The following is a 20,796-nucleotide window of genomic DNA, read 5'->3' on the forward strand; positions in this document are numbered from 1 at the left end:
CTACACCGTTAGATATTCTTTGACCAGTGCATCATTGAGTTCTGTCATCTCACCTGCCGCCACTTGGCGCCCACGATCAAGAATGCAGAATCGGTCAGCCACTTTTCTGGCAAAAGGCAGCTTCTGTTCGACTAGCAATACTGTCAGACCAATTTCCTGATTTAGACGGCGGATGATATCGCCAATCTCAGCCACTACGTTAGGTTGTATACCCTCAGTCGGCTCATCCAGAATCAGCAATTTTGGGTTAATGACCAGTGCGCGACCAATCGCAAGTTGCTGCTGCTGACCACCTGAAAGGTCGCCGCCACGACGATGCAGCATCTCTTTGAGCACAGGGAAAAGCTCATAAATAAAATCCGGTACATTTTTGCTCTTATCGCCACGCACAGGTAAACCGATACGCAGGTTTTCCTCCACCGTGAGCAAAGGGAATATTTGGCGACCTTGAGGGACATAACCGATACCCAAAGGCGCACGTTTTTCCGCTGATAATCCAGCAATGTCCTGCCCAAGATATTCAATTTGACCACTTTGTGTCGCGAGCAACCCCATCACACATTGTAATAACGTGGTTTTGCCCACTCCGTTGCGTCCCATCAGGCAGGTGCATTTACCCTCTTCAACATTAAGGTCTAAGTCCCACAGCGTATGGCTTTGTCCGTAAAACTGGTTTAATCCTTTCACCGTTAACATGCTTCTTCTCCCAAATAGACTTCAACCACTTTGGGGTTGCTTTGCACCTGATCCATGGTGCCTTCGGCAAGTACAGAGCCTTGATGAAGAACCGTAACGTTTTTGGCAATCGAGCGAACAAAATCCATGTCGTGTTCAACCAACACAATGGTGCGTTCGCCAGCAAGACTGGTGAGTAGCTCACCGGTTCTGTCCATTTCCTGATGCGTCATTCCCGCCACAGGCTCATCCACCAGCAACAGTTTCGGGTTTTGCATCAGCAGCATGCCAATCTCTAACCACTGTTTTTGTCCGTGAGACAGAGCACCAGCGAGTAAAAAGCGTTGAGGCTCTAAACCAATTTGTTTCAGCACATAATCGATGTAATCAATGTCTGAAGAACTCAGTTTGGCAAACAAGGTGGAACGAACGGTTTTCGCTCCAGCCATCGCCAATTCAAGGTTGTTAAACACGGTTTGGTTTTCAAATACCGTTGGTTTTTGGAATTTACGACCGATTCCCGCTTGGGCGATTTCCGGTTCGCTCAGTTCAAGCAGATCAATATTCTGTCCAAACCACGCACTGCCACTGTCTGGGCGAGTTTTGCCAGTAATAATGTCCATCATGGTGGTTTTGCCCGCGCCATTAGGGCCGATAATGCAGCGCAGCTCCCCTTCATTGATGTACAAATTGAGATCGTTTATCGCTTTGAAACCATCAAAACTGACGGTCAATCCTTCAAGGTAAAGCAAGCAGCCATGACCAACGGTCAGCATCGGATTTACTTTCGGCACAAGGAAATCGTAAACATGTTCACGGTCAGTCATTGACCTTGCAAAATCTCTCAAGCTCATGCGTTTGCCTCCTTGGTTTTGATAAGCCCAACCACACCTTTTGGCAGGAACAGCGTCACTAACACAAACATAGCGCCAAGGCTAAACAGCCATACCTCTGGTAGCGCAGCGGTTAAATAGGTTTTTGCATAGTTGACCGCTAATGCACCAACCACCGCGCCATACAGAGTTGCACGACCACCCAATGCGACCCAAACCACCAGCTCAATCGAGTTCAAAGGAGAAAATTCAGAAGGGTTGATGATACCCACTTGCGGTACATACAAAGCACCGGCAATGCCTGCTAACACAGCAGAAAAACAAAATATCGCTAACTTGATGTATTCCACTTTGTAACCCGTGAAGCGGGTACGAGATTCCGCATCGCGCACAGCCATTGCTACGCGCCCTAAACGGCTCACCACAATAAAACGACACGCCAGATAACCAAGACCAAGTGCGACACCCGATAAGATAAACAGCGTGATTCGCGTTGAGTTAGCCTGTAAATCAAAGCCCAATAGATCTTTGAAATCGGTTAGACCGTTGTTGCCACCAAAGCCCATTTCGTTGCGGAAAAATGCCAGCATTAATGCATAAGTCAGCGCTTGAGTGATGATTGATAGATATACACCTGTTACGCGAGAGCGAAACGCCAACCAACCAAAGACAAACGCAAGTAAACCAGGTGCGAGAACGATCATTAAAGCTGCAAACCAGAACTGGTCGAAACCGTGCCAGAACCAAGGCAGCTCTTTCCAGTTTAGGAACACCATAAAGTCTGGCAGTTCAGGGTTACCATAAATGCCACGCTCTCCGATCTGACGCATCAGATACATACCCATTGCATAGCCACCCAAAGCAAAGAATGCCGCATGACCTAAGCTCAGAATGCCCAAATAACCCCACACCAAATCCACAGCAACAGCGAGTAATGCATAGGTAAGGTACTTGCCCATTAGAGTGACGGTATAGGTTGAAATATGCAGTGCACTTCCTGAACCCACCAGCATGTTCAACACCGGAATCACACACAGAGCCACTGCCAAAACCAATAGAAATGTCATGGTAGAGCGATCAAATAACTTCGGTTGATACACCATGATTATCCCTCCGCAGAACGCCCTTTCTGAGGGAATAATCCTCGGGGCTTTTTCTGAATAAATAGAATGATGAATACCAGCACTAGGATTTTCGCCAGAACGGCGCCAGCCCAAGGTTCAAGAACTTTGTTTGCCACGCCTAGTGACATGCCCGCGACCAGCGTTCCCCACAAGTTGCCCACACCACCGAATACCACCACCATGAAAGAGTCGATAATGTAAGCCTGACCTAAGTTCGGTCCTACGTTGGTTAGCTGACTTAACGCAACGCCCGCAATGCCTGCAATGCCCGAACCTAAACCGAAGGTCATGGCATCCACCCATTCAGAGCGAACACCCATCGCACGTGCCATACTGCGGTTTTGCGAAACAGCACGAACCTCAATACCTAAACGGGTGTAGTTCAAAATCAGGTACAAAAGTGCAAACACAATCAAACAGAAAACAATGATGTATAAACGGTTTAATGTCAGGCTAAGCAGAGGGTTTATCTCAATCACACCTTGCATAGAATCCGGTGTTGAAACCGATCGGTTTAGCGGAGAGAAAACTGTGCGAACCGCTTGTTGCAGGATCAGGCTGATACCGAATGTTGCTAACAGTGTTTCTAATGGTCGACCATACAAAAAGCGAATCACGCAACGTTCAATCAGTACACCAGCAACGGCAGACACCACAAACGCTAAAGGGATAGAGATAAATACAGATAAACCGATGTGTTCAGGCATTAAGGTTTGAACCACATAAGTGGTGTACGCGCCCAACATGATGAGTTCGCCGTGTGCCATGTTGATGACGCCCATAACGCCAAAGGTAATCGCAAGACCAATCGCCGCCAGCACTAATACAGAACCAAGACTTAAACCGAAAAACAGGGTTTGCGTCATGTCCGCCACTTTCTCACGTTGTTCAATGCTGCTTAACGCGATACGCGCAGCACCAATGAGTGCACTCTCAGGGTTCTCACTAATAAACTGATTAAGCGCATTGCGAGCCGTTGGTTGGTAGCTAGGTTTGAGGGTATCAATCGCTTGAGCAAGGACAGTGTCATCGCTGCTGTTTTTCAAATCATAGATAGCCAGCGCCGTTGACCCTAAGTCTTTCACTTTGGCATCTGACTCTTTCGCTAAGTGATCTTTGAGGAGTTGATAACTCTCTTCATCCATCGAACCCATTAACTGGTTAATCGCATCAATACGCTTGTCCGGATTAGGATGAGAGATGCTTAACGCGGCTATTGCCGATTTTAATTTGCCGCGCAAACTGTTGTTGATACCGATTTTTTTAATCGATCGGGAATTAACTGTCGACATATCGCTATCATTGGTCGAAAGAAGCGGCTGAATGGTAAAGTCACTGCCCTCTTTGGCTTTAATGACCACCAATGTTGAGCTTGATTTCTCAACATATAAATCGCCATTCAGTAGCAGACTCAATACGTCAGCCGCTCGCTCGTCGCCACTTTGAAGAATGCTATCCACACCCGATTCGATTTGATTGAATTTGAGTGTCGAAATCGCTTGTAAGCCTTCATCGAATGAAGCACTTGTCTCGGCTTGCGCCACAGAAGTCACACATAAGGCTGTCACCCCAAGCAACCACACCAGAGCTATTCGTTTGGTATCGCGTACTAAGGAATACATTCGCTTAATTAAGACCATGAGTAACCCTTTCTGACTCGGCAATTTGCCCAGCCTCTAAAATCCATTTCTTGCTTTATCAAGCAGAGGATAAGTGGGGCTTTCGCACCCACTTATTTCGTTACGCCTGTTCGTCAGGCTAATGTCGTAAAACAGCAGGAAGGTCTGTGTTACGAATTAGAAGTTCTGACCAGAACATTTACCTGTTTTAACGTTGTAGTTACCGCAGCTAAGTGGTGCGCGCCAATCTGAAATCAGGTCTTTAGAACCCGGTAAGAAATCAGACCATGCATCACCCGCAACCAAACCAGCCGTTTCCCAAACAGTTTGGAACTGACCGTCATCTTGGATTTCGCCAATCAGAACAGGTTTAGTGATGTGGTGGTTAGGCATCATGGTTGAGTAACCGCCTGAAAGGTTAGGAACAGACGTACCAATGAGCGCATTTTGCACGGCTGTTGGATCTGTTGTGCCTGCCGCTTCAACCGCTTTCACCCACATGTTGAAACCGATGTAAGTTGCTTCCATTGGGTCGTTCGTGGTGCGTTTGTCGTCTTTAGTAAACTTGTGCCACGCTTCGATGAACTCTTCGTTCGCTTGTGAATCCACGCTTTCGAAGTAGTTCCACGCTGCTAAGTGACCGACAAGTGGAGCAGTATCCATACCTGAAAGTTCTTCTTCACCCACAGAGAATGCCACCACTGGAATTTGGTCTGCTGTTACGCCTTGGTTACCCAACTCTTTGTAGAAAGGTACGTTTGCGTCGCCATTGACGGTAGAAACCACTGCGGTTTTCTTACCCGCTGAGCCAAATTTCTTAATATCAGATACGATAGACTGCCAATCTGAGTGACCGAAAGGCGTGTAGTTGATCATGATGTCAGAAGCTGCCACACCCTTGTCTTTCAAATAGGCTTCAAGGATTTTGTTGGTAGTACGTGGGTAAACATAGTCCGTACCTGCAAGAACCCAACGTTTCACACCTTGATCCATCAAGTAATCAACTGCTGGAATTGCCTGTTGGTTTGGCGCAGCGCCTGTGTAGAACACGTTTTTCGAAGACTCTTCACCTTCATACTGAACTGGGTAGAACAGAATGCTGTTCAACTCTTCAAATACTGGCAGTACAGATTTACGAGATACTGAAGTCCAGCAACCGAATACTGCTGAAACTTTGTCTTTTGAAATCAATTCGCGCGCTTTTTCTGCAAATAGAGGCCAGTTAGACGCTGGGTCAACAACCACAGGCTCTAGCTTTTTACCAAGCAAACCACCCTTTTTGTTTTGCTCTTCAATCAGCATCAACATTGTATCTTTCAGTGTGGTTTCACTGATTGCCATAGTGCCTGACAATGAGTGCAACACACCGACTTTAATCGTGTCTGCTGCTAGTGCATGTGCACTGAGTAGTGACGCCGCCAGTACTGCCGTGGAGAGGAATTTCCGTTTCATTTTTCATCTTCCCTTGATTAATAAATGGTTCAAACTTACGCCCCCAGATGCAGGCTCAAAATCGCGACATCAGGAACAAGCTCCGGAAAAGTATCAGTGAGATAAAGAGTTAGGGGTATGCGCATATTGCGCACTTTAACTACGTTAAACTACGCATATAGCAATGAGTAAAATCGGGCTATACTCGCGCGTGCAGGATATAAAGAAAGCCATACCCCAAGAAACCGATAGCTTAAAAAACTAATTACTTTCGCTCTAAAATGGAGGATAAAAACTTCATTCGAAGGTAAGGTTAGCTAAGCAATACACTGCGAAAATTCGATACTTGCAAGGAGTGCAGGTAAGAACTTTAAGGATGAAGAGACAATGAGATGCAGAAAGTCCCAATAACGCGCAGGCGTTATAACACCCTCGTCGGCAACGAATTACTGGAAGATTTTGCGCTGCGTTTTACTGCAAAACGCGCAAGGAAATGGTCAGCAAGCTGGATAGCCAATACCGCTTTAGGTATTGTTTCGTTTCTGGTGCTTGAAGCCATCGGCGGAACCATCACCCTAAACTACGGCGTTATCAACTCACTTTGGGCGATAGTCGGTGTTTCTCTGGTGGTCGTTCTAAGTGGCATACCTATCTGTTACTACGCCGCCAAATACGGTGTTGATGCGGATCTTCTCAGTCGAGGTGCGGGGTTTGGCTATATTGGCTCAACCATAGTGTCGCTCATCTACGCTTCGTTCACCTTTATCTTTTTTGCCCTCGAAGCCGCCATTATGTCGATGGCAATAGAACTGTTGTTTGGTATTCCACTGTTTTGGGGATACATCATCAGCGCGGTGATTGTGATTCCTCTGGTTGCTTTGGGTATTTCCAATATCGGACGGTTTCAGATGTGGTCGCAGCCGCTTTGGCTTGCGATGCAGCTCATTCCCCTGTTCTTCGTTTTTACTCACCCAGACAGTCAAATTGACCAATGGCTCTCCTACGGTGGTTTAGTTGGACACAGCCCTGAGTTCGACTGGATGTTGTTTGGCGCTGCATCGGCAGTACTGCTTTCGGTTGTGGCGCAAATTGGTGAACAGGTCGATTTTCTGCGCTTTCTGCCCGCACAGACCCCTTCCACTAAACTGCGTTGGTGGGCAGCGATGCTGATTGGTGGGCCCGGTTGGATGTTGTTTGGCGCGTTGAAAATTGCCTTAGGCAGTTTCTTGGCGTGGCTCGCTATCAGCCACGGTATTGCGCCAGATCTGGCTGGTGACCCAGCTCATATGTATGTGAATGTGTTTGGTTACATGACGGACAATACCAAACTTGCCCTTATCTGCGCGGGTTTGTTTGTCATCATTTCCCAGCTGAAAATTAACGTTGCCAATGCCTATGCGGGCTCTCTGGCTTGGTCGAATTTCTTCTCACGTTTAACTCATCACCACCCCGGTCGAGTGGTATGGATGATCTTCAACGTACTGATTGCTCTGCTCTTGATGGAGCTTGGTGTCTATCAGCTCATCGAACAAACGCTGCAAATCTATTCGGTTTTGGTGCTTTCTTGGATTGGTACTATTGTCGCCGATTTAGCCATCAACAAACCACTCGGCCTTAGCCCAAAACACATCGAATTTAAACGCTCTAAGCTCTATGACATCAACCCTGTTGGCTTAGGTTCAATGATCCTTGCCTCCTTGTTTGGATTCGCGGCTCACTTTGGTCTGTTTAATGATGTGATCAAAGCCTTCGCCTCATACCTATCGTTCATATTGCCGTTTATCACAGCGCCATTAATTGCACTCGCGACACGCAGTCGCTACTACTTAGTTAACGATGAAATCATTGTTCACCAAGGACATCAAGAGCACGAGTGTGTGGTTTGCCAACACACTTTTGAAGAAGAAGACATGGCGATGTGCCCCGCTTATCAAGGGCATATTTGTTCGCTTTGTTGCTCACTTGATGTTCGCTGCCATGATAAGTGCCGTCCGCAAGCGACCTTCCATGCTCAAGTCAAACACACCTTAGAGCCTTATTTGCCTTTGAGTTGGATAAACAAACTCTCCTCTTCTATCAGCCAATTTGTCATGGTAATGGGATTAATGAGTTTATCCATAGGTGCAATTTTGGCTCTGGCATACAGTCAGGTGCCAAGCCTAGATCCGACCAAGATGAACGCGCTCTCTATCAGTCTGTTTAAAGCGTTCGCTCTGTTGCTGATCCCAATCGGTATTATTAGCTGGCTATTTGTATTAGCTAGAAGCAGCAGCAGCCTTGCAATGAAAGAGCTTCAGGCTCACACCAACTTGCTTTCTGATGAGATTACCGCGCACGAAAAAACCTCGCTCGAACTTGAACGGGCAAAGAAAAAAGCAGAAAACGCTAACGATGCGAAAAGTCGCTATTTAGCGGGGCTAAGTCATGAACTGAGAACACCACTTAATGTGTTGCTAGGGTATGCCCAGTTACTCAGTAACGATAAAGAGTTGAGTCCGAAAAAGCGCCAATATGCAGAAACATTGGAGCGAAATGGTAAACATCTTGGTGATTTACTGGAAAGTCTGTTGGAGATTTCAAAAATAGAAGCAGGACGACTAGAGCTGCATCGGGACGCCTTTAATCTTCATTCTTTACTGCAACAACTGGTAGAAATGTTTCGTATGCAGGCGGAGCAAAAGAATCTTACCTTCCAGTACAGTGTTGCCAGCCATCTGCCAATTTTTATCACCGCCGATAAACAGAGGCTAAGACAGATCCTGATCAATATGCTCAATAATGCGGTGAAATACACCGAAGCTGGGCATGTACACTTCTCCGTCACATATCGAAACCAGGTGGCACGTTTTAGCGTTGAAGACACGGGGATTGGTATTTCACAAGACGAACAACAACTGATTTTCCGCCCATTTGAACGTATTCAGTCAGATACTACTAAGCACATTAGTGGCACAGGGTTAGGTCTCACTATCTCCAATGCATTGGCAGATTTGATGGGTGGTGAAATTGAATGTATCAGTGAAAAAGGCAAAGGCAGTACCTTTACTCTGAAAATGATGCTTTCCGAGGTAAATGACTATCTCAATGAACCAGAACTGACCAATCTTGATGTGACAGGCTATAAAGGCGCTAAGAAAACCATTTTGGTAGTGGATGATATTGATGACCAACGCATACTGATCAGCAACATCCTAAGCCCACTCGGTTTTAATGTCCTGCAAGCCAACTCTGCGGAAGCTGCCTTAGAACTCGCGGCAAGCAGAGCCATCGACCTTTTCATGCTGGATATTTTTATGCCGCAAGTGAATGGGTGGCAGCTGGCGATAAAACTGCGTCAAAAGCATTACTATCAACCTATCCTTATGCTCTCTGCCAATATTCAGGAGTTGGAAACCAATAATCAGCTTCACAGCTACCACAATGGGTATCTGACCAAGCCGGTTTCTCTTCCGCTATTGCTTGGTAAGCTCAGTCAATTATTGGGTATTGATTGGATTTATCAGGAAGAGGAAGAAAAAAGTCACCGTGAAACTCCTGATTTTTATCCAAATAGCAAAGAGCTTTCTAAACTTAAAAGTTATGCAGAGATAGGCTTTATGTCTGCATTCAGTGACCTGCTCGACCAGCTAGAAAATAACGGGCATCAAGGCACTAAATTTATCAATACCATGCGAGAAGAAGCGCACCATTGTCGCTTCGCGAACATCGTCGAACATATTAATGGATTAATAGATTCATGAACGGTTTCTCAGCGAAAAACATCATAGTGTTAGTGGTCGATGACTCACCAGAATCATTGGGAATGCTGAACGCAACTCTCAATGATGCAGGACTGACTGTTCTGGTTGCTCTGGACGGTCATCAGGCGCTTTCGATAGTGGAAAAGATACAACCAGACGTCATCTTACTGGATGCCGTCATGCCCGTATTGGACGGGTTTGATACCTGTTTAAAACTGAAGGAACGCTTGCCAGCCATTCCTATCATTTTTATGACCGGTTTAAATGACTCTAAGCACGTCATCAAAGGCTTTGAAGCGGGCGGTGTTGATTACATCACGAAACCCGTGGTGCCTGCGGAAGTGCTTGCCCGTATTCGAGTTCACAGCCACAACGCACGCATGGCTAAATCTGCGCAAGCCGCGTTGGATTACGCTGGGCAGTTTATATTCTGTGTCTCCAAAAGTGGCGATTTAGAGTGGGCAACACCCCATGCTCAGGAGCTGTTATGTGACATTAGCCGCCGCTCAGACAGCACGCAGGACATTGCTCACACGTGGTCACAAATCCAAACAGATATTGCTAAATGGCTTAACAGCGGTGACACCGCTGCGCCGTTAACCATTACCCAGTTTGACTCCCCACTCGAAGCCACTTTTGCAGGCAATGACAGCAACACGCATGTTCTGATTCGCGTCAATGTTCCGAAGCAAGCAGGAACTGAGGATGATCTGCGCGAAGTGTTTAACATCACCAAACGCGAATCTCAGGTTCTCTATTGGCTCTCTTTCGGCAAAACAAACTGGGAGATTGCGCAGATACTCGATATGAGCCCGCGCACGGTAAACAAACATCTTGAGCAGATTTATAAGAAGCTAGAAGTCGATAACCGTACTTCCGCAGTCAGTATGTCAATACGAGTGTTGGAGAAGTCTTAGCCAATCACTGAATTAGCAAAACAAAGGGCAAACTGAAATAAGTTTGCCCTTTTGCTTTCTAACTCGTTCTAGCTAACTCGTTCTAGCTAACTTGTTCTAGTTCAGACCTTTGAGATACTGCCTGTTGGTTGTGCCACTTATGTGGGTTCGCAATGTTTGCTGTGCACCCTCTTCACCAGTTAAAGCTTGTTTAAACAGGCGAATAAGTTCTGATTTGCTCACGGACAACTGGGTATGAGTGGGGATGTCACGCAGGTCAATCATGATGTCGGTGAACACATTCGGTACATCAGTCAGCAAATCTAAGTTTAGGAAGTTCTCATTGCCAAACAGGCAATTGTGATTGCCTCGCTGTTTGTGAATAACATGAGATTGCCCTTTTAGGCTGATGATTGATGCGCTTTTCTCACATCGTTTCATGCAGCCTTTGTTCATTCTTTGCTTCTTGCAACCAATGCTTTGAATAAGTAGGCACTGTCTGCTGGTCATCAAATGAATCGGATGATAGAGGCTGTAAAACAATCTAAAGCCTTCCGGTCTGACTAATCGCTTCATCTGCTTAGCGCTCAGCTCATTGGAGACAAACGCACCATGACCTTTCAACTCTTGATCAACACACTGCAACGACAGCGAGTTAGTGATGTTAAGTTGAGGCCCTGCCACCCAAGGTAATCCCATGCTTTGTGCGATTTCAGCCACACCTAGATTGTTAGTGACTAAGCATTTCGGTTGGATGTGTTCAAGTAAAGAGCATGCGGCTTGATAATGCTCACCAATCAAAATAGCTGGGAAATACGGAATGAGACTTGGATAGTGACTAAACACTTCCACCACTTCGTCATATTGAAGAGCCAGCGCATCTGGAATGAGATAGAAAAACTCAACATCGCTGTTTGTTTCAGTAAGTGATACATCATCAAGGTTGTCGATCAACACGGACAGTTTCGGTGCACGGTTTAGTTGTACGCTAGCTTCAAATTTTGGCAAAGGGATATCAATGCTTTCACCACTTCCCTTTAGGCTTCGTTTAGCGTTAAACGTAACTGGCATCGACTGAGTAATCGCATCCACTTTGCGAATAATGTCCGTGTTGCGATCATAGACGAATTTTCTCGCTTGCAAGCCACCATCACTCTTGGACTGTATATCAAAGTGTTTGGCTGCAAAATTGCGCGGATTATCGATGTACATGCCTCGATGGATATCACCTTTAAGATAACCATTGGTAAAGTCGCGGTTAAAGACGGTATAAAGCTCAGACATATCTGTTAGCGCTTCATCTGTTTGGCAGTAATGGTCAATTTGCTTCCGCCAGTTATCGACAACCGTGTACACGTAGTGGGATTTTTTAATTCGCCCTTCCACTTTCAGTGAATAGACACCCGCCTTGGCTAACGCGTCCATATCTTGGTAAGCAGAGTTGTCTTTTAGATTCAGCGGATAATTATTCCCCGTTGAAGTCGTTTGGTACTGATCGCGACAAGGTTGGCTACAACGCCCACGGTTTCCTGATGCTCCGTTCAGTTCCGAGCTGAAATAACACAAACCGGAGAAACCGATACAGTAAGAGCCGTGAACGAACACTTCCATCGACACATTGTGCGCGCGACCATATTGAGCCAAATGCGCTATCTCATCGATATTCAACTCACGAGATAAATTAACGCGGCTAGCGCCGAGTTTACTCAGCAGTTTAATTTGCCCGTCGTTGTGGGTATTCATCTGAGTAGATGCGTGCATGTCCAACTGAGGGAAATGGTGTTTGATAAGGTAAGCAAGCCCGAGATCCTGAACGATAACACCATCAACATCGGTATCGCACAGTTGCTTTAACAATCGGATGAGCGAAGGGATTTCACTCTCTAACACCACAATGTTAAGTGTGAGAAAAATTTTGCAATGGTTCTTATGAGCGAGCTCAACCACGCCATCGAGCACATCAAGCGTAATGTTGGTTGCGCGATTACGTGCATTAAATCGGTCCAAACCACAGTAGACGGCATCAGCACCCGCTGCTATGGCTGCTTTGATTGAATCTAAATCACCACCGGGGGCAAGTAATTCAAACTGATCTTTTGTAAAACCCAAACTGCGCTACTCTCTCACATCAAACAGAGCTTGGAATTATAGCGGCATTGATCACATAACCCTTGATGTAGCTCAGTTGTCGATGAAGTTTGTCAAACAAGCTTAGAAGTAAGGATTATTTACCCCGCCAGCTTGACACCATCGATGATCGAGACTTTGCTCTAATGAGTGCAAAAACAATATGATGCAGAATCAGAAAACGCCCATATTGTTCTGCAAAGTGATTCGTTATGATGTCCTTATAGCTTTCCATACTGTGCATGTAAAAGAGCCCGAGCCATGATAAAAAAAGCCTTGAAATCTCTTCTCCTTCCGTTTGCAGCCCTCACCTTTGCTGGCTGTGCCAGTTATAGCGTAACCGAACAAGACATGACCAAATATCTGCATGATAACGTCAGTTTTGAACAATCCGTTGGTGTTGAAAACATCATGCATGCTTTAGTTTCAATTCACGATTTGGACGTAAACATAGGGCGCGCCGATGCAGACCGAGTGTCTGTGCTAGCAAACACCACAGCCAAAGTGCAAATCTGGAACCAGCCAGAGAAGAAACTCGAACTTGATCTGGAGTTCAGCGCCGTCCCGCAATACGACAAAGAGACAGGTGAGATATTTTTAAAATCGCTGCGGCTCGATCGCTTCGATGAGGAAAGCCAATTACTAACTCCTGAAATTAAGCAGCTGCTTAAACCAGCAGTGTCTATGATAGGCACAGCACTATCACAGTATCCGGTCTACAAGCTGGACAGCAGCAAAGTGGAACAGGCACTATTGAAATCGGCGGAGCCAAACCTTGTCATTAAAGACAATAAGTTAGTAATTGAACTATTTGACTAGACAAAACATACACGTTCATGGTGTGCTAGGCAGGTTTCGTTACTGTCTATAAACGAGCTGTCTGTAAACGAACTAGAGGGAAGGAATATGACTAGGAATGTCACTTCAGCTGCAAAGGTTGCCGTTTTGTATGCCTTGTTTGCTACGCTGTGGATCCTTTTCTCCGATCTTGCTGTAGAAACCCTACTTCCTAACCCTCAAGTACAAGCCGTTGCTCAGACATACAAAGGCTTAACGTTCGTTATCATTACTGCGGGCTTGCTGCTTGCCATGGTGTTAAAGGGCAACAATGCGTTGGAAAAAGCCAACGACATGGACAGCCTCACCGGCTTACACAGTATGACGATGTTTGTCCGAACCCTTAATCTCACTATCAGACAGCTAAAACCGAATGAGCAGCTCATTCTTGGTTACCTTGATATCGATGATTTCAAACGAATCAACGATGCAATTGGCTTTGAAAAAGCCGATGCCTTTCTACGAGACTTAGCTCAAGTCCTTAACGACGCTTTATTGCCCGGCTCGTTCGCCTCGCGCTTACATGCGGATCAGTTTGCCAGCTTCGCCAAAATTACCAATGAATACGACATGGATGATCACATGCAAGACATCCAAGGTTTGTACAACCGTCTTGCAAAAGACTACGGAATTGAATCAACCTGCTGCATCAGCATCGCTATCTACCCACAAGATGGCAGTACTGCGAAAGAGTTGATGGTATCTGCAACCGAAGCACTCGCAGTGGCAAAAGAGAAGAAAAACGCGATCCAATACCACGACAAGGCCTTAACCGAGAAAGCGATGCAGCGCCGACAAATGATGTTGGACTTAAGAAATGCTATCGACCACGACGGGCTAACTGTGGTGTATCAACCGAAATACGACTTGAAAACGCTTATCGTAAATGGCGTTGAAGTGTTAGTACGCTGGAATCACCCAACCAAAGGCTTTATTGCACCTGATGTGTTTATTCCACTAGCGGAAAGCTATGGTTTAACAGGCGCTATCTCGAAGCTGGTGATAAACAAAGTATCTCAGGAGTTAAGAACAACTGGCTTGCTAGGTAACAAAATCCACAGTATTGCTGTCAACGTTTCAGCGGCAGAATTCAATGATGCAAATGAAATGCAAGAGCTGGTTCGCTTCATAAAAGAGCATGATGTCATCTCGCCATACGTCAGTATCGAAATCACAGAAACCGCTACGTTAGACAATCTAAATAGCAGTGTTGCAGTTATCTCATCTCTACAAAAAAGCGGGATTGCTATTTCTATAGATGATTTCGGCACTGGCTATACCTCACTGGCGATGTTAAAAGATCTTACGGTCGATGAGATTAAAATTGACCGCAGTTTCATCGCAGAAGTAGAAAACGATGATCGTTCGAGAACTATCATCAGCGCAATTATTGCGATGACCAACAGCTTCGGTATCGACCTTGTAGCCGAAGGTGTTGAGACTGAAACCCAACTAAAAATTCTGCAAGAAATGGGCTGCCAACAGGCACAAGGGTACTACTTGGGTAGACCTATGCCCGTAAAACAGCTGATTCAACATCTCACCTAACTCAATTCAGTTGACTATGCCATATTCAGTCATACAGGCAGTATTGCTTGAGAGTTTACCTGTGCACTTTCCTTTCTAAATTGTGTCGTTATTTATTTCTTATGCTGTGGATAGCGCTTGTTCGGTTTTAGCCTAAGCTATTAATTACTACATAAACTTTATTATTAGTTGCATCTCTTTTGTCGGCTTCGTTTTGCTGACCGTCTCTTTAGCCAGAAAAGACTGATCCTCAGATGGTTCGTTTCAATAACAGAAATGGAAGGTATTCATCCAATGTTAATAGATAAACTAACGCTCAAAAGCAGATTGATTATTACGGTAGCAATCCCTTGTTTAGCATTGATATTTGTTGGTTTGGCGAGCCTAAATGCCATGTCAGCAATGGCAAGTAAAACTGAAGAAATGTACCTCAATACGGCTGCACCAATGCGAGCGGTTGCGGAAGCTGCTTCACGTATTCCCAGAATGCGCGTGGGCATCGACATGATGCTGCTTCAGGAAACAGACTTGCGTGATGCCAAAGGCATTAAAACCCGAGTTAAAGAGACCCGGGAAGAAGATATTCCACAAATGCGTGACGCGCTGACTTTGGCCGTCAAAACGCAAGTTAACCCAGAGTTAAAAGCAAAAGTACAAAGCTTATTAAATGACTTTGAGAAAATGGTCAGCAACGAACTCAACCCGCTGCTTCAGGCTCTAGACAAAGAAGATATGGCAACGGCTCAACAGATCTATAAAGACAAGTACGCTGTCAGCTACGGAACCATGCGCAAAGATGCCAATACCCTTTTGGAAACCTTGCTGGAACAAGCCGAATCTCAAAACAAACTGAGCTACGCAAATTATATGTCAGGCAGAACAACTCAGATCATCATCATCAGTGCAGGTCTTATCATCTCGTTTATCATTTCGTCCGCCATCGTGATTAGTCTGCGTAATCGAGTTTCTACACTTAGAGATACCATCACAACCGCTGCGCAACATCTGTCCCTTAACACTCGAATAAAACTGGACGGGAAAGATGAGCTAACAGAAATTGGTGACAGCTTTAATCTGTTTATGGAAAAAGTACACAACGCTATCAATCAGGTTGCGGCAAACTCGCAGCAACTGGCCGCTATGGCTCGTGATGTCTCTGAGCGTGCTCGTCACACGCAAAGCAACTGTACTTCGCAGAGAGACAGAACCGTTCAAGTAGCAACAGCGATTCATCAACTTGGCGCTACAGTCAGTGAAATTGCGACTAACGCGGCACAAGCTGCCGATGCTGCAAACGAAGCCACACATCAATCCAGTGACGGACAGAAAGTTGTCCTTCAGGCAAGAGAACAAATCGATTCACTTTCCCATGAACTTGAGAAAGCCACCGAGGTAGTTGAATCCCTTGCCAAACAGGTCAACGATATCAGCTCAACCCTCGATACTATTCGCAACATTTCAGACCAAACCAACTTACTGGCTCTCAATGCTGCTATTGAGGCTGCTCGCGCCGGAGATCAAGGACGAGGGTTTGCCGTGGTGGCTGATGAAGTAAGAACACTTGCCAGCCGTTCTGCTGACTCAACAGAAGAAATTCAAAAGGTCATTAACAGACTACAAACCGAGTCTAAACGTGCAGTTGAAGCAATGCAGCAAGGCCGTCAACAAAGCGATTTGGTCGTCGAATACGCGGACAACGCCACTAATGCACTGGAACAAATAAACAGTCATATTGACCAAATCAGCGGACAGAACATTCAGGTCGCTACTGCTACCGAAGAGCAATCAACAGTGGTTGAAGACATCAACCGTAACGTGGAAGAAATTAACCACCTAACGACCGAAACAACGGACATCGCTATACAACTCAATCAATCCAGCAACAGCTTGCAGCAACTTTCCTCTCAGCTCGACAAGCTGGTTGGTAACTTCAAACTCTGAGCTGATGTTGATTAGTTCCCCTATGAACCATGACTTAGGTTCATAGGGGTCAACAATATTTTAATTAAACTCATTTAATTTTGTGCAAATTTACCGCTTACTCGCAATCTCAAAATGTTGTTTGAGAAAATTGTGTGCACATTCACATCTGATTGAAATTCAACCATTTTAATTATTGGCAAGTTGATAAAGTCCTGTGCGATAACAGCAACAAATACGGATACTTACAGCTATGCTCATCAATAACTTCACCCTAAAAACCCGGTTGCTAATAACCGTCACCATCCCCTGTTTAGCACTGATAGCTGTTGGCGTGCACAGCCTGAGTTCCATGGACTCTCTCGATAATAAAACCGAGTCCATGTACCTCAACACCGCAGCGCCAATGCGTGCAATGGCAGAGACAGCATCTAGAATTCCTCGAATGCGAGTGGGTATCGACATGATGCTACTTCAGGAAACGGCACTACGCGACGCTAAAGGCATTGCAACTCGTGTTAAAGAAGCGAAAACAGAAGATATACCTGAAATGAGAGCTGCTTTAGATGATGCAGTCAAAGCCCAGTCAGACCCCGTTCTACAGCAGCGAGTACAAAAACTTGCAGACGCTTTTGAAACTGTGGTCAAAGATGAACTGGAGCCGATGTTAAACGCTTTAGATAAAGGCGACCTATCTACAGCGCAGCAAATCTATCGCGACAAATACGCCAAAAGTTACGGTGTAATGAGAAAGGAGGCTAACGTTATTTTGGACACCCTGCTGCACCAAGCTGAAGAACAGAACTCCGTTAGCCATGTAGCTTACATAAAGGATCGCAATACGCTGATTGCCATTAGTGTTGTCGGGCTACTTATCTCTTTCATTATTTCCTCATCAATTGTGTTTAATCTGCGTAGACGAGTGGCCTATCTGCGCGAAACCATGAACCATGCTGCGCAGAATATGGCGCTCAACACTCGTATTGAGGCGGAAGGTAGAGATGAGCTAACTCACATTGCTAACAGCTTTAACCTGTTCATTGAAAAAGTGCATACCTCGATGGTTCAGGTTGCGAAAAACTCTCGCGACTTGGCTGAAATGGCGGAGAACGTTTCTGAACGTGCGGATCACACACGTAACAACTGTACCTCTCAACGTGATCGTACGGTGCAAGTCGCTACTGCGATTCATCAATTAGGTGAAACCGTTGATGAGATCGCTGCGAACGCATCACAAGCAGCGGAAGCGGCAAACGAAGCAACACATCAATCCAGTGACGGACGAAGTGTGGTGGGTCAAGCAAGAGATCAAATCGGCGAGTTATCCAGAGAACTTGATGAAGCGACTGATATCGTCCAGTCATTAGCAAAACAAGTTGACGATATCAGCTCAACGCTCGATACCATTCGCAATATCTCAGATCAAACAAACTTACTTGCACTTAACGCGGCGATTGAAGCAGCGCGTGCTGGAGAACAGGGGCGCGGATTTGCTGTTGTTGCCGATGAAGTCCGTACTCTGGCAAGCCGATCAGCACATTCAACAGAAGAGATCCAAAACATCATAGATAGGCTACAAACTGAATCTCGCCGTGCCGTTGAAGCAATGGAGAAAGGACGAACTCAAAGTAACCTTGTCGTTGGTTTTGCCAACAATGCCACCACATCCCTAGGGCAAATCAGTAACCATATTGAACACATCAGCACTCAGAATATCCAAGTGGCAACAGCAACCGAAGAACAATCAACGGTTGTACTGGATATCAACCGTAACCTAGAAGAGATCAACCAACTGACTTCAGAAACCACTGAGATTTCAGAGCAGCTCAATCAATCCAGCACTCACCTGCAAAGGCTGTCTGCTGATTTGGATAAGTTAGTCGGCAACTTTAAACTTTGATACAAGTTTAGACCCTGCACCTCTAGCCATTATCGGATAAAGCAGAAACCCCGTTTCTGACGCATTCGGTAATGGCTTTTTACATTAAATAATTGTGAACAATGAACAAGATAGGTTGAAAATAGCGTCTGCTTTAGATATTCATGGCGCAATCTCGACAAAGGAAGCTTTACTGCATGCTCACTATCTTCAAAACCTTTTTCTGGCTAGGTTGGATTAGTTTCGGTGGCCCGGCCGCTCACATTGGTTATTTTCGACAAACCTTCGTTGAAAAACTGAAATGGTTGGACGACAGCGAATACGCTCAGATAGTTGCACTTAGCCAATTTTTGCCCGGCCCAGGATCAAGCCAAGTGGGCTTTTCTATCGGTTACAAACGTGGTGGTTTATTTGGAGCGATCGCCGCTTTTATCGGTTTTACCTCACCATCTATCATACTCATGATCTTGCTTGCTCTCTTAAGCAGCCAGATAACGGATGCCACCTTATTTCACAACATCGTACACGGACTTAAGCTGCTTGCCGTGGTGGTAGTGGCAGACGCAACTTGGGGAATGTACAAAAACTTCTGCTCAAGCAAACTTTCAGCAGGCTTAGCTCTCTTAACGGCATGCGCACTGCTCGTTGTACCAAGCATTACTACCCAATTATTAGTGCTAATTCTGGCTGCTATTATTGGTATGCGATACCTCAAAGGAAATGCAGCGAAAACACAAAGAACATTTAAACCAAGTTATACCCCTTTACTGCTATTTGTATTGATACTTGTCGGCACATCCATGTTATCAAGCCACTCAAGCATTCAACTGTTTGGTGATTTCTTCCAAGCAGGAAGCTTAGTTTTCGGTGGTGGGCATGTGGTTCTGCCACTATTGCAAAATCTTGTTGGTGACCAGCTAAGCCAAGATACCTTTTTGACCGGATACGCAGCGGCTCAGGCTGTTCCTGGTCCCATGTTTACCTTCGCCACATTTCTTGGTTACGCGCTAATGCCGCAAGCACCTATTACAGGCGCACTGCTGGCGACTATTGCAGTATTTCTTCCGGGCTTTCTGCTGTTGTTAGCTGTGCTGAAAAATTGGCATTCATTAGCAGACAATCCAAGCATTGCTGGCGCACTGAATGGCGTTAACGCTTCTGTTGTTGGTTTGCTTGCTGCTGCTTTGTACCAACCAGTATTTACCAGTGCCGTCTTTGCCGCATCAGACATCGCTTTGGTATTGATTGGGTTTTATCTGCTCAAGCAACTCAAGCTGCCGATAGTTGCATGCGTAGCATTCTTCATTGTTGCGGGGGCAGCTTTAGGGATATAGTGTCTTCACGCTTCGCTTAGATTTTCTAGCCTTAAAATACGAATAACTGATGAATGCTTAATTCCAACTCACTTTCAATCCGCTCCTATAGCCGTCAAAAGAACGGGCACAGCCATGATTTCTATCAGTTGGTTTTGCCTGTTCGTGGTGTAATCAACATTGAAGTAGAAGCATTTAAAGGTGCGGTGAGACCCGGTGAATGCGTGGTGGTACGTGCAAATGAAATGCACTATTTCGCGGCTGAATCAGAAGCACGGTTTGTGGTAGCCGATCTCGATACTCTGCCGTCACACATTGTGGAATCTAACACCATCGTATTTTCTATCAGCCCCCCATTAATGCACTATTTGAGTTTCATTGAAGAGCAACTTAAATATCAAGTGAACCCTGATATCGAAAAGATGATGCTGCAAACTTTCTCGCTTTTACTCTCGGAACAACAGATCCTAAAGCAGTTCGATAATCGCATCAGAAAAGTTCAAGAATATATCGAAGCTCATCTTGCAGATTCACTGTCTATCACGCAGCTGTCGTCTGTTGCTTTTTTGAGTCCAACTCAATTCAAAAAGCTTTTCAAACAACAAACATCCCTAACCGTGACTCAGTACATTACTCAAAAACGGATGGAGAAAGCGCAGGCGTTACTTATCCATACTGACTACCCAATTCAAATTGTCGCTGAGTCTGTCGGTTATGCTGACCACAGTGCTTTTAGCCGCCGATTTTCTCAGCATTTTGGTCTATCCCCCTCAAAGATAACTCGTTAAGTCCGTCTTCATAGCCCACACAAACGTCCAATCTGCACAAAATGTACAGCCGTTCACGCATACAATACTGCCTAAATTAAATGAATA

At 45.5% G+C, this 20,796-nt stretch carries 14 protein-coding genes; 8 read left to right on the forward strand and 6 right to left on the reverse strand.

Annotated elements, in window-relative coordinates:
• The 5 genes from urtE to urtA form a co-directional block, all read right to left on the reverse strand.
• Entirely contained in the window at nt 1-696 is a 696-nt protein-coding gene (gene urtE / locus ACOSVQ_RS09935; protein ID WP_102942235.1) for an urea ABC transporter ATP-binding subunit UrtE, read from the reverse strand.
• Nucleotides 690-1,529 (reverse strand): urea ABC transporter ATP-binding protein UrtD, encoded by an 840-nt coding sequence (gene urtD / locus ACOSVQ_RS09940; protein WP_102942234.1) that lies wholly within the window; start codon nt 1,527-1,529, stop codon nt 690-692. Before urtD ends, urtE begins: the two co-directional genes overlap by 7 nt.
• On the reverse strand, nt 1,526-2,611 hold the full coding sequence (gene urtC / locus ACOSVQ_RS09945) for an urea ABC transporter permease subunit UrtC (protein ID WP_491982421.1): 1,086 nt from the start codon (nt 2,609-2,611) through the stop codon (nt 1,526-1,528). The genes urtD and urtC overlap by 4 nt, the downstream gene beginning before the upstream one ends.
• A gap of 2 nt (nt 2,612-2,613) precedes the next feature.
• Complete coding sequence (urtB, locus tag ACOSVQ_RS09950) at nt 2,614-4,272, reverse strand: urea ABC transporter permease subunit UrtB (RefSeq protein ID WP_491982422.1); 1,659 nt, start codon at nt 4,270-4,272, stop codon at nt 2,614-2,616.
• A 156-nt stretch (nt 4,273-4,428) separates the two neighbouring features.
• Nucleotides 4,429-5,703 carry an urea ABC transporter substrate-binding protein gene (urtA, locus tag ACOSVQ_RS09955; protein WP_102942232.1) on the reverse strand — a complete coding sequence of 425 codons (1,275 nt, stop codon included), beginning with the start codon at nt 5,701-5,703 and terminating at the stop codon, nt 4,429-4,431.
• 371 nt (nt 5,704-6,074) lie between these two features.
• Here urtA and ACOSVQ_RS09960 point away from each other — a divergent pair, with 371 nt between their 5' ends.
• Complete coding sequence (locus ACOSVQ_RS09960) at nt 6,075-9,422, forward strand: hybrid sensor histidine kinase/response regulator (RefSeq protein WP_491982423.1); 3,348 nt, start codon at nt 6,075-6,077, stop codon at nt 9,420-9,422.
• Nucleotides 9,419-10,339, forward strand: a complete 921-nt coding sequence (locus tag ACOSVQ_RS09965) for a response regulator (protein WP_392477707.1) — start codon at nt 9,419-9,421, stop codon at nt 10,337-10,339. The genes ACOSVQ_RS09960 and ACOSVQ_RS09965 overlap by 4 nt, the downstream gene beginning before the upstream one ends.
• A 96-nt stretch (nt 10,340-10,435) precedes the next feature.
• Here the strand turns inward: ACOSVQ_RS09965 and ACOSVQ_RS09970 are convergent, their stop codons facing one another.
• Nucleotides 10,436-12,427, reverse strand: a complete 1,992-nt coding sequence (locus ACOSVQ_RS09970) for a peptidase U32 family protein (RefSeq protein ID WP_491982424.1) — start codon at nt 12,425-12,427, stop codon at nt 10,436-10,438.
• Between the two features lie 279 nt (nt 12,428-12,706).
• On the opposite strand from ACOSVQ_RS09970, the gene ACOSVQ_RS09975 reads away from it, so the two are divergent.
• The 6 genes from ACOSVQ_RS09975 to ACOSVQ_RS10000 all read left to right on the forward strand — a co-directional run bounded on the left by ACOSVQ_RS09975 (nt 12,707) and on the right by ACOSVQ_RS10000 (nt 20,709).
• On the forward strand, nt 12,707-13,264 hold the full coding sequence (locus tag ACOSVQ_RS09975; protein WP_491982425.1) for a YceB family lipoprotein: 558 nt from the start codon (nt 12,707-12,709) through the stop codon (nt 13,262-13,264).
• Nucleotides 13,265-13,351: 87 nt separating this feature from the next.
• A complete protein-coding gene (locus ACOSVQ_RS09980) occupies nt 13,352-14,830 on the forward strand; it encodes a putative bifunctional diguanylate cyclase/phosphodiesterase (protein ID WP_491982426.1) in 1,479 nt (492 codons plus the stop codon).
• 273 nt (nt 14,831-15,103) lie between these two features.
• Complete coding sequence (locus tag ACOSVQ_RS09985) at nt 15,104-16,750, forward strand: methyl-accepting chemotaxis protein (RefSeq protein ID WP_491982427.1); 1,647 nt, start codon at nt 15,104-15,106, stop codon at nt 16,748-16,750.
• Nucleotides 16,751-16,982: 232 nt separating this feature from the next.
• Nucleotides 16,983-18,629, forward strand: coding sequence for a methyl-accepting chemotaxis protein (locus ACOSVQ_RS09990; RefSeq protein WP_491982428.1), 1,647 nt, complete (start codon nt 16,983-16,985; stop codon nt 18,627-18,629).
• A gap of 176 nt (nt 18,630-18,805) precedes the next feature.
• Nucleotides 18,806-19,942, forward strand: a complete 1,137-nt coding sequence (gene chrA, locus ACOSVQ_RS09995) for a chromate efflux transporter (RefSeq protein ID WP_491982429.1) — start codon at nt 18,806-18,808, stop codon at nt 19,940-19,942.
• A 53-nt stretch (nt 19,943-19,995) separates the two neighbouring features.
• Nucleotides 19,996-20,709 carry a helix-turn-helix domain-containing protein gene (locus tag ACOSVQ_RS10000; protein ID WP_491982430.1) on the forward strand — a complete coding sequence of 238 codons (714 nt, stop codon included), beginning with the start codon at nt 19,996-19,998 and terminating at the stop codon, nt 20,707-20,709.
• Nucleotides 20,710-20,796 lie beyond the last annotated feature (87 nt).

It is taken from the genome of Vibrio sp. HM8-C (assembly GCF_058630515.1).

Excerpts from the sequence above, each read along its gene's own strand:
- urtE (WP_102942235.1), bottom strand. The coding sequence starts at position 696 with ATGTTAACGGTGAAAGGATTAAACCAGTTTTACGGACAAAGCCATACG.
- urtD (WP_102942234.1), bottom strand. The coding sequence starts at position 1,529 with ATGAGCTTGAGAGATTTTGCAAGGTCAATGACTGACCGTGAACATGTT.
- urtC (WP_491982421.1), bottom strand. The coding sequence starts at position 2,611 with ATGGTGTATCAACCGAAGTTATTTGATCGCTCTACCATGACATTTCTA.
- urtB (WP_491982422.1), bottom strand. The coding sequence starts at position 4,272 with ATGGTCTTAATTAAGCGAATGTATTCCTTAGTACGCGATACCAAACGA.
- urtA (WP_102942232.1), bottom strand. The coding sequence starts at position 5,703 with ATGAAACGGAAATTCCTCTCCACGGCAGTACTGGCGGCGTCACTACTC.
- ACOSVQ_RS09960 (WP_491982423.1), top strand. The coding sequence starts at position 6,075 with ATGCAGAAAGTCCCAATAACGCGCAGGCGTTATAACACCCTCGTCGGC.
- ACOSVQ_RS09965 (WP_392477707.1), top strand. The coding sequence starts at position 9,419 with ATGAACGGTTTCTCAGCGAAAAACATCATAGTGTTAGTGGTCGATGAC.
- ACOSVQ_RS09975 (WP_491982425.1), top strand. The coding sequence starts at position 12,707 with ATGATAAAAAAAGCCTTGAAATCTCTTCTCCTTCCGTTTGCAGCCCTC.
- ACOSVQ_RS09980 (WP_491982426.1), top strand. The coding sequence starts at position 13,352 with ATGACTAGGAATGTCACTTCAGCTGCAAAGGTTGCCGTTTTGTATGCC.
- ACOSVQ_RS09985 (WP_491982427.1), top strand. The coding sequence starts at position 15,104 with ATGTTAATAGATAAACTAACGCTCAAAAGCAGATTGATTATTACGGTA.
- ACOSVQ_RS09990 (WP_491982428.1), top strand. The coding sequence starts at position 16,983 with ATGCTCATCAATAACTTCACCCTAAAAACCCGGTTGCTAATAACCGTC.
- chrA (WP_491982429.1), top strand. The coding sequence starts at position 18,806 with ATGCTCACTATCTTCAAAACCTTTTTCTGGCTAGGTTGGATTAGTTTC.
- ACOSVQ_RS10000 (WP_491982430.1), top strand. The coding sequence starts at position 19,996 with ATGCTTAATTCCAACTCACTTTCAATCCGCTCCTATAGCCGTCAAAAG.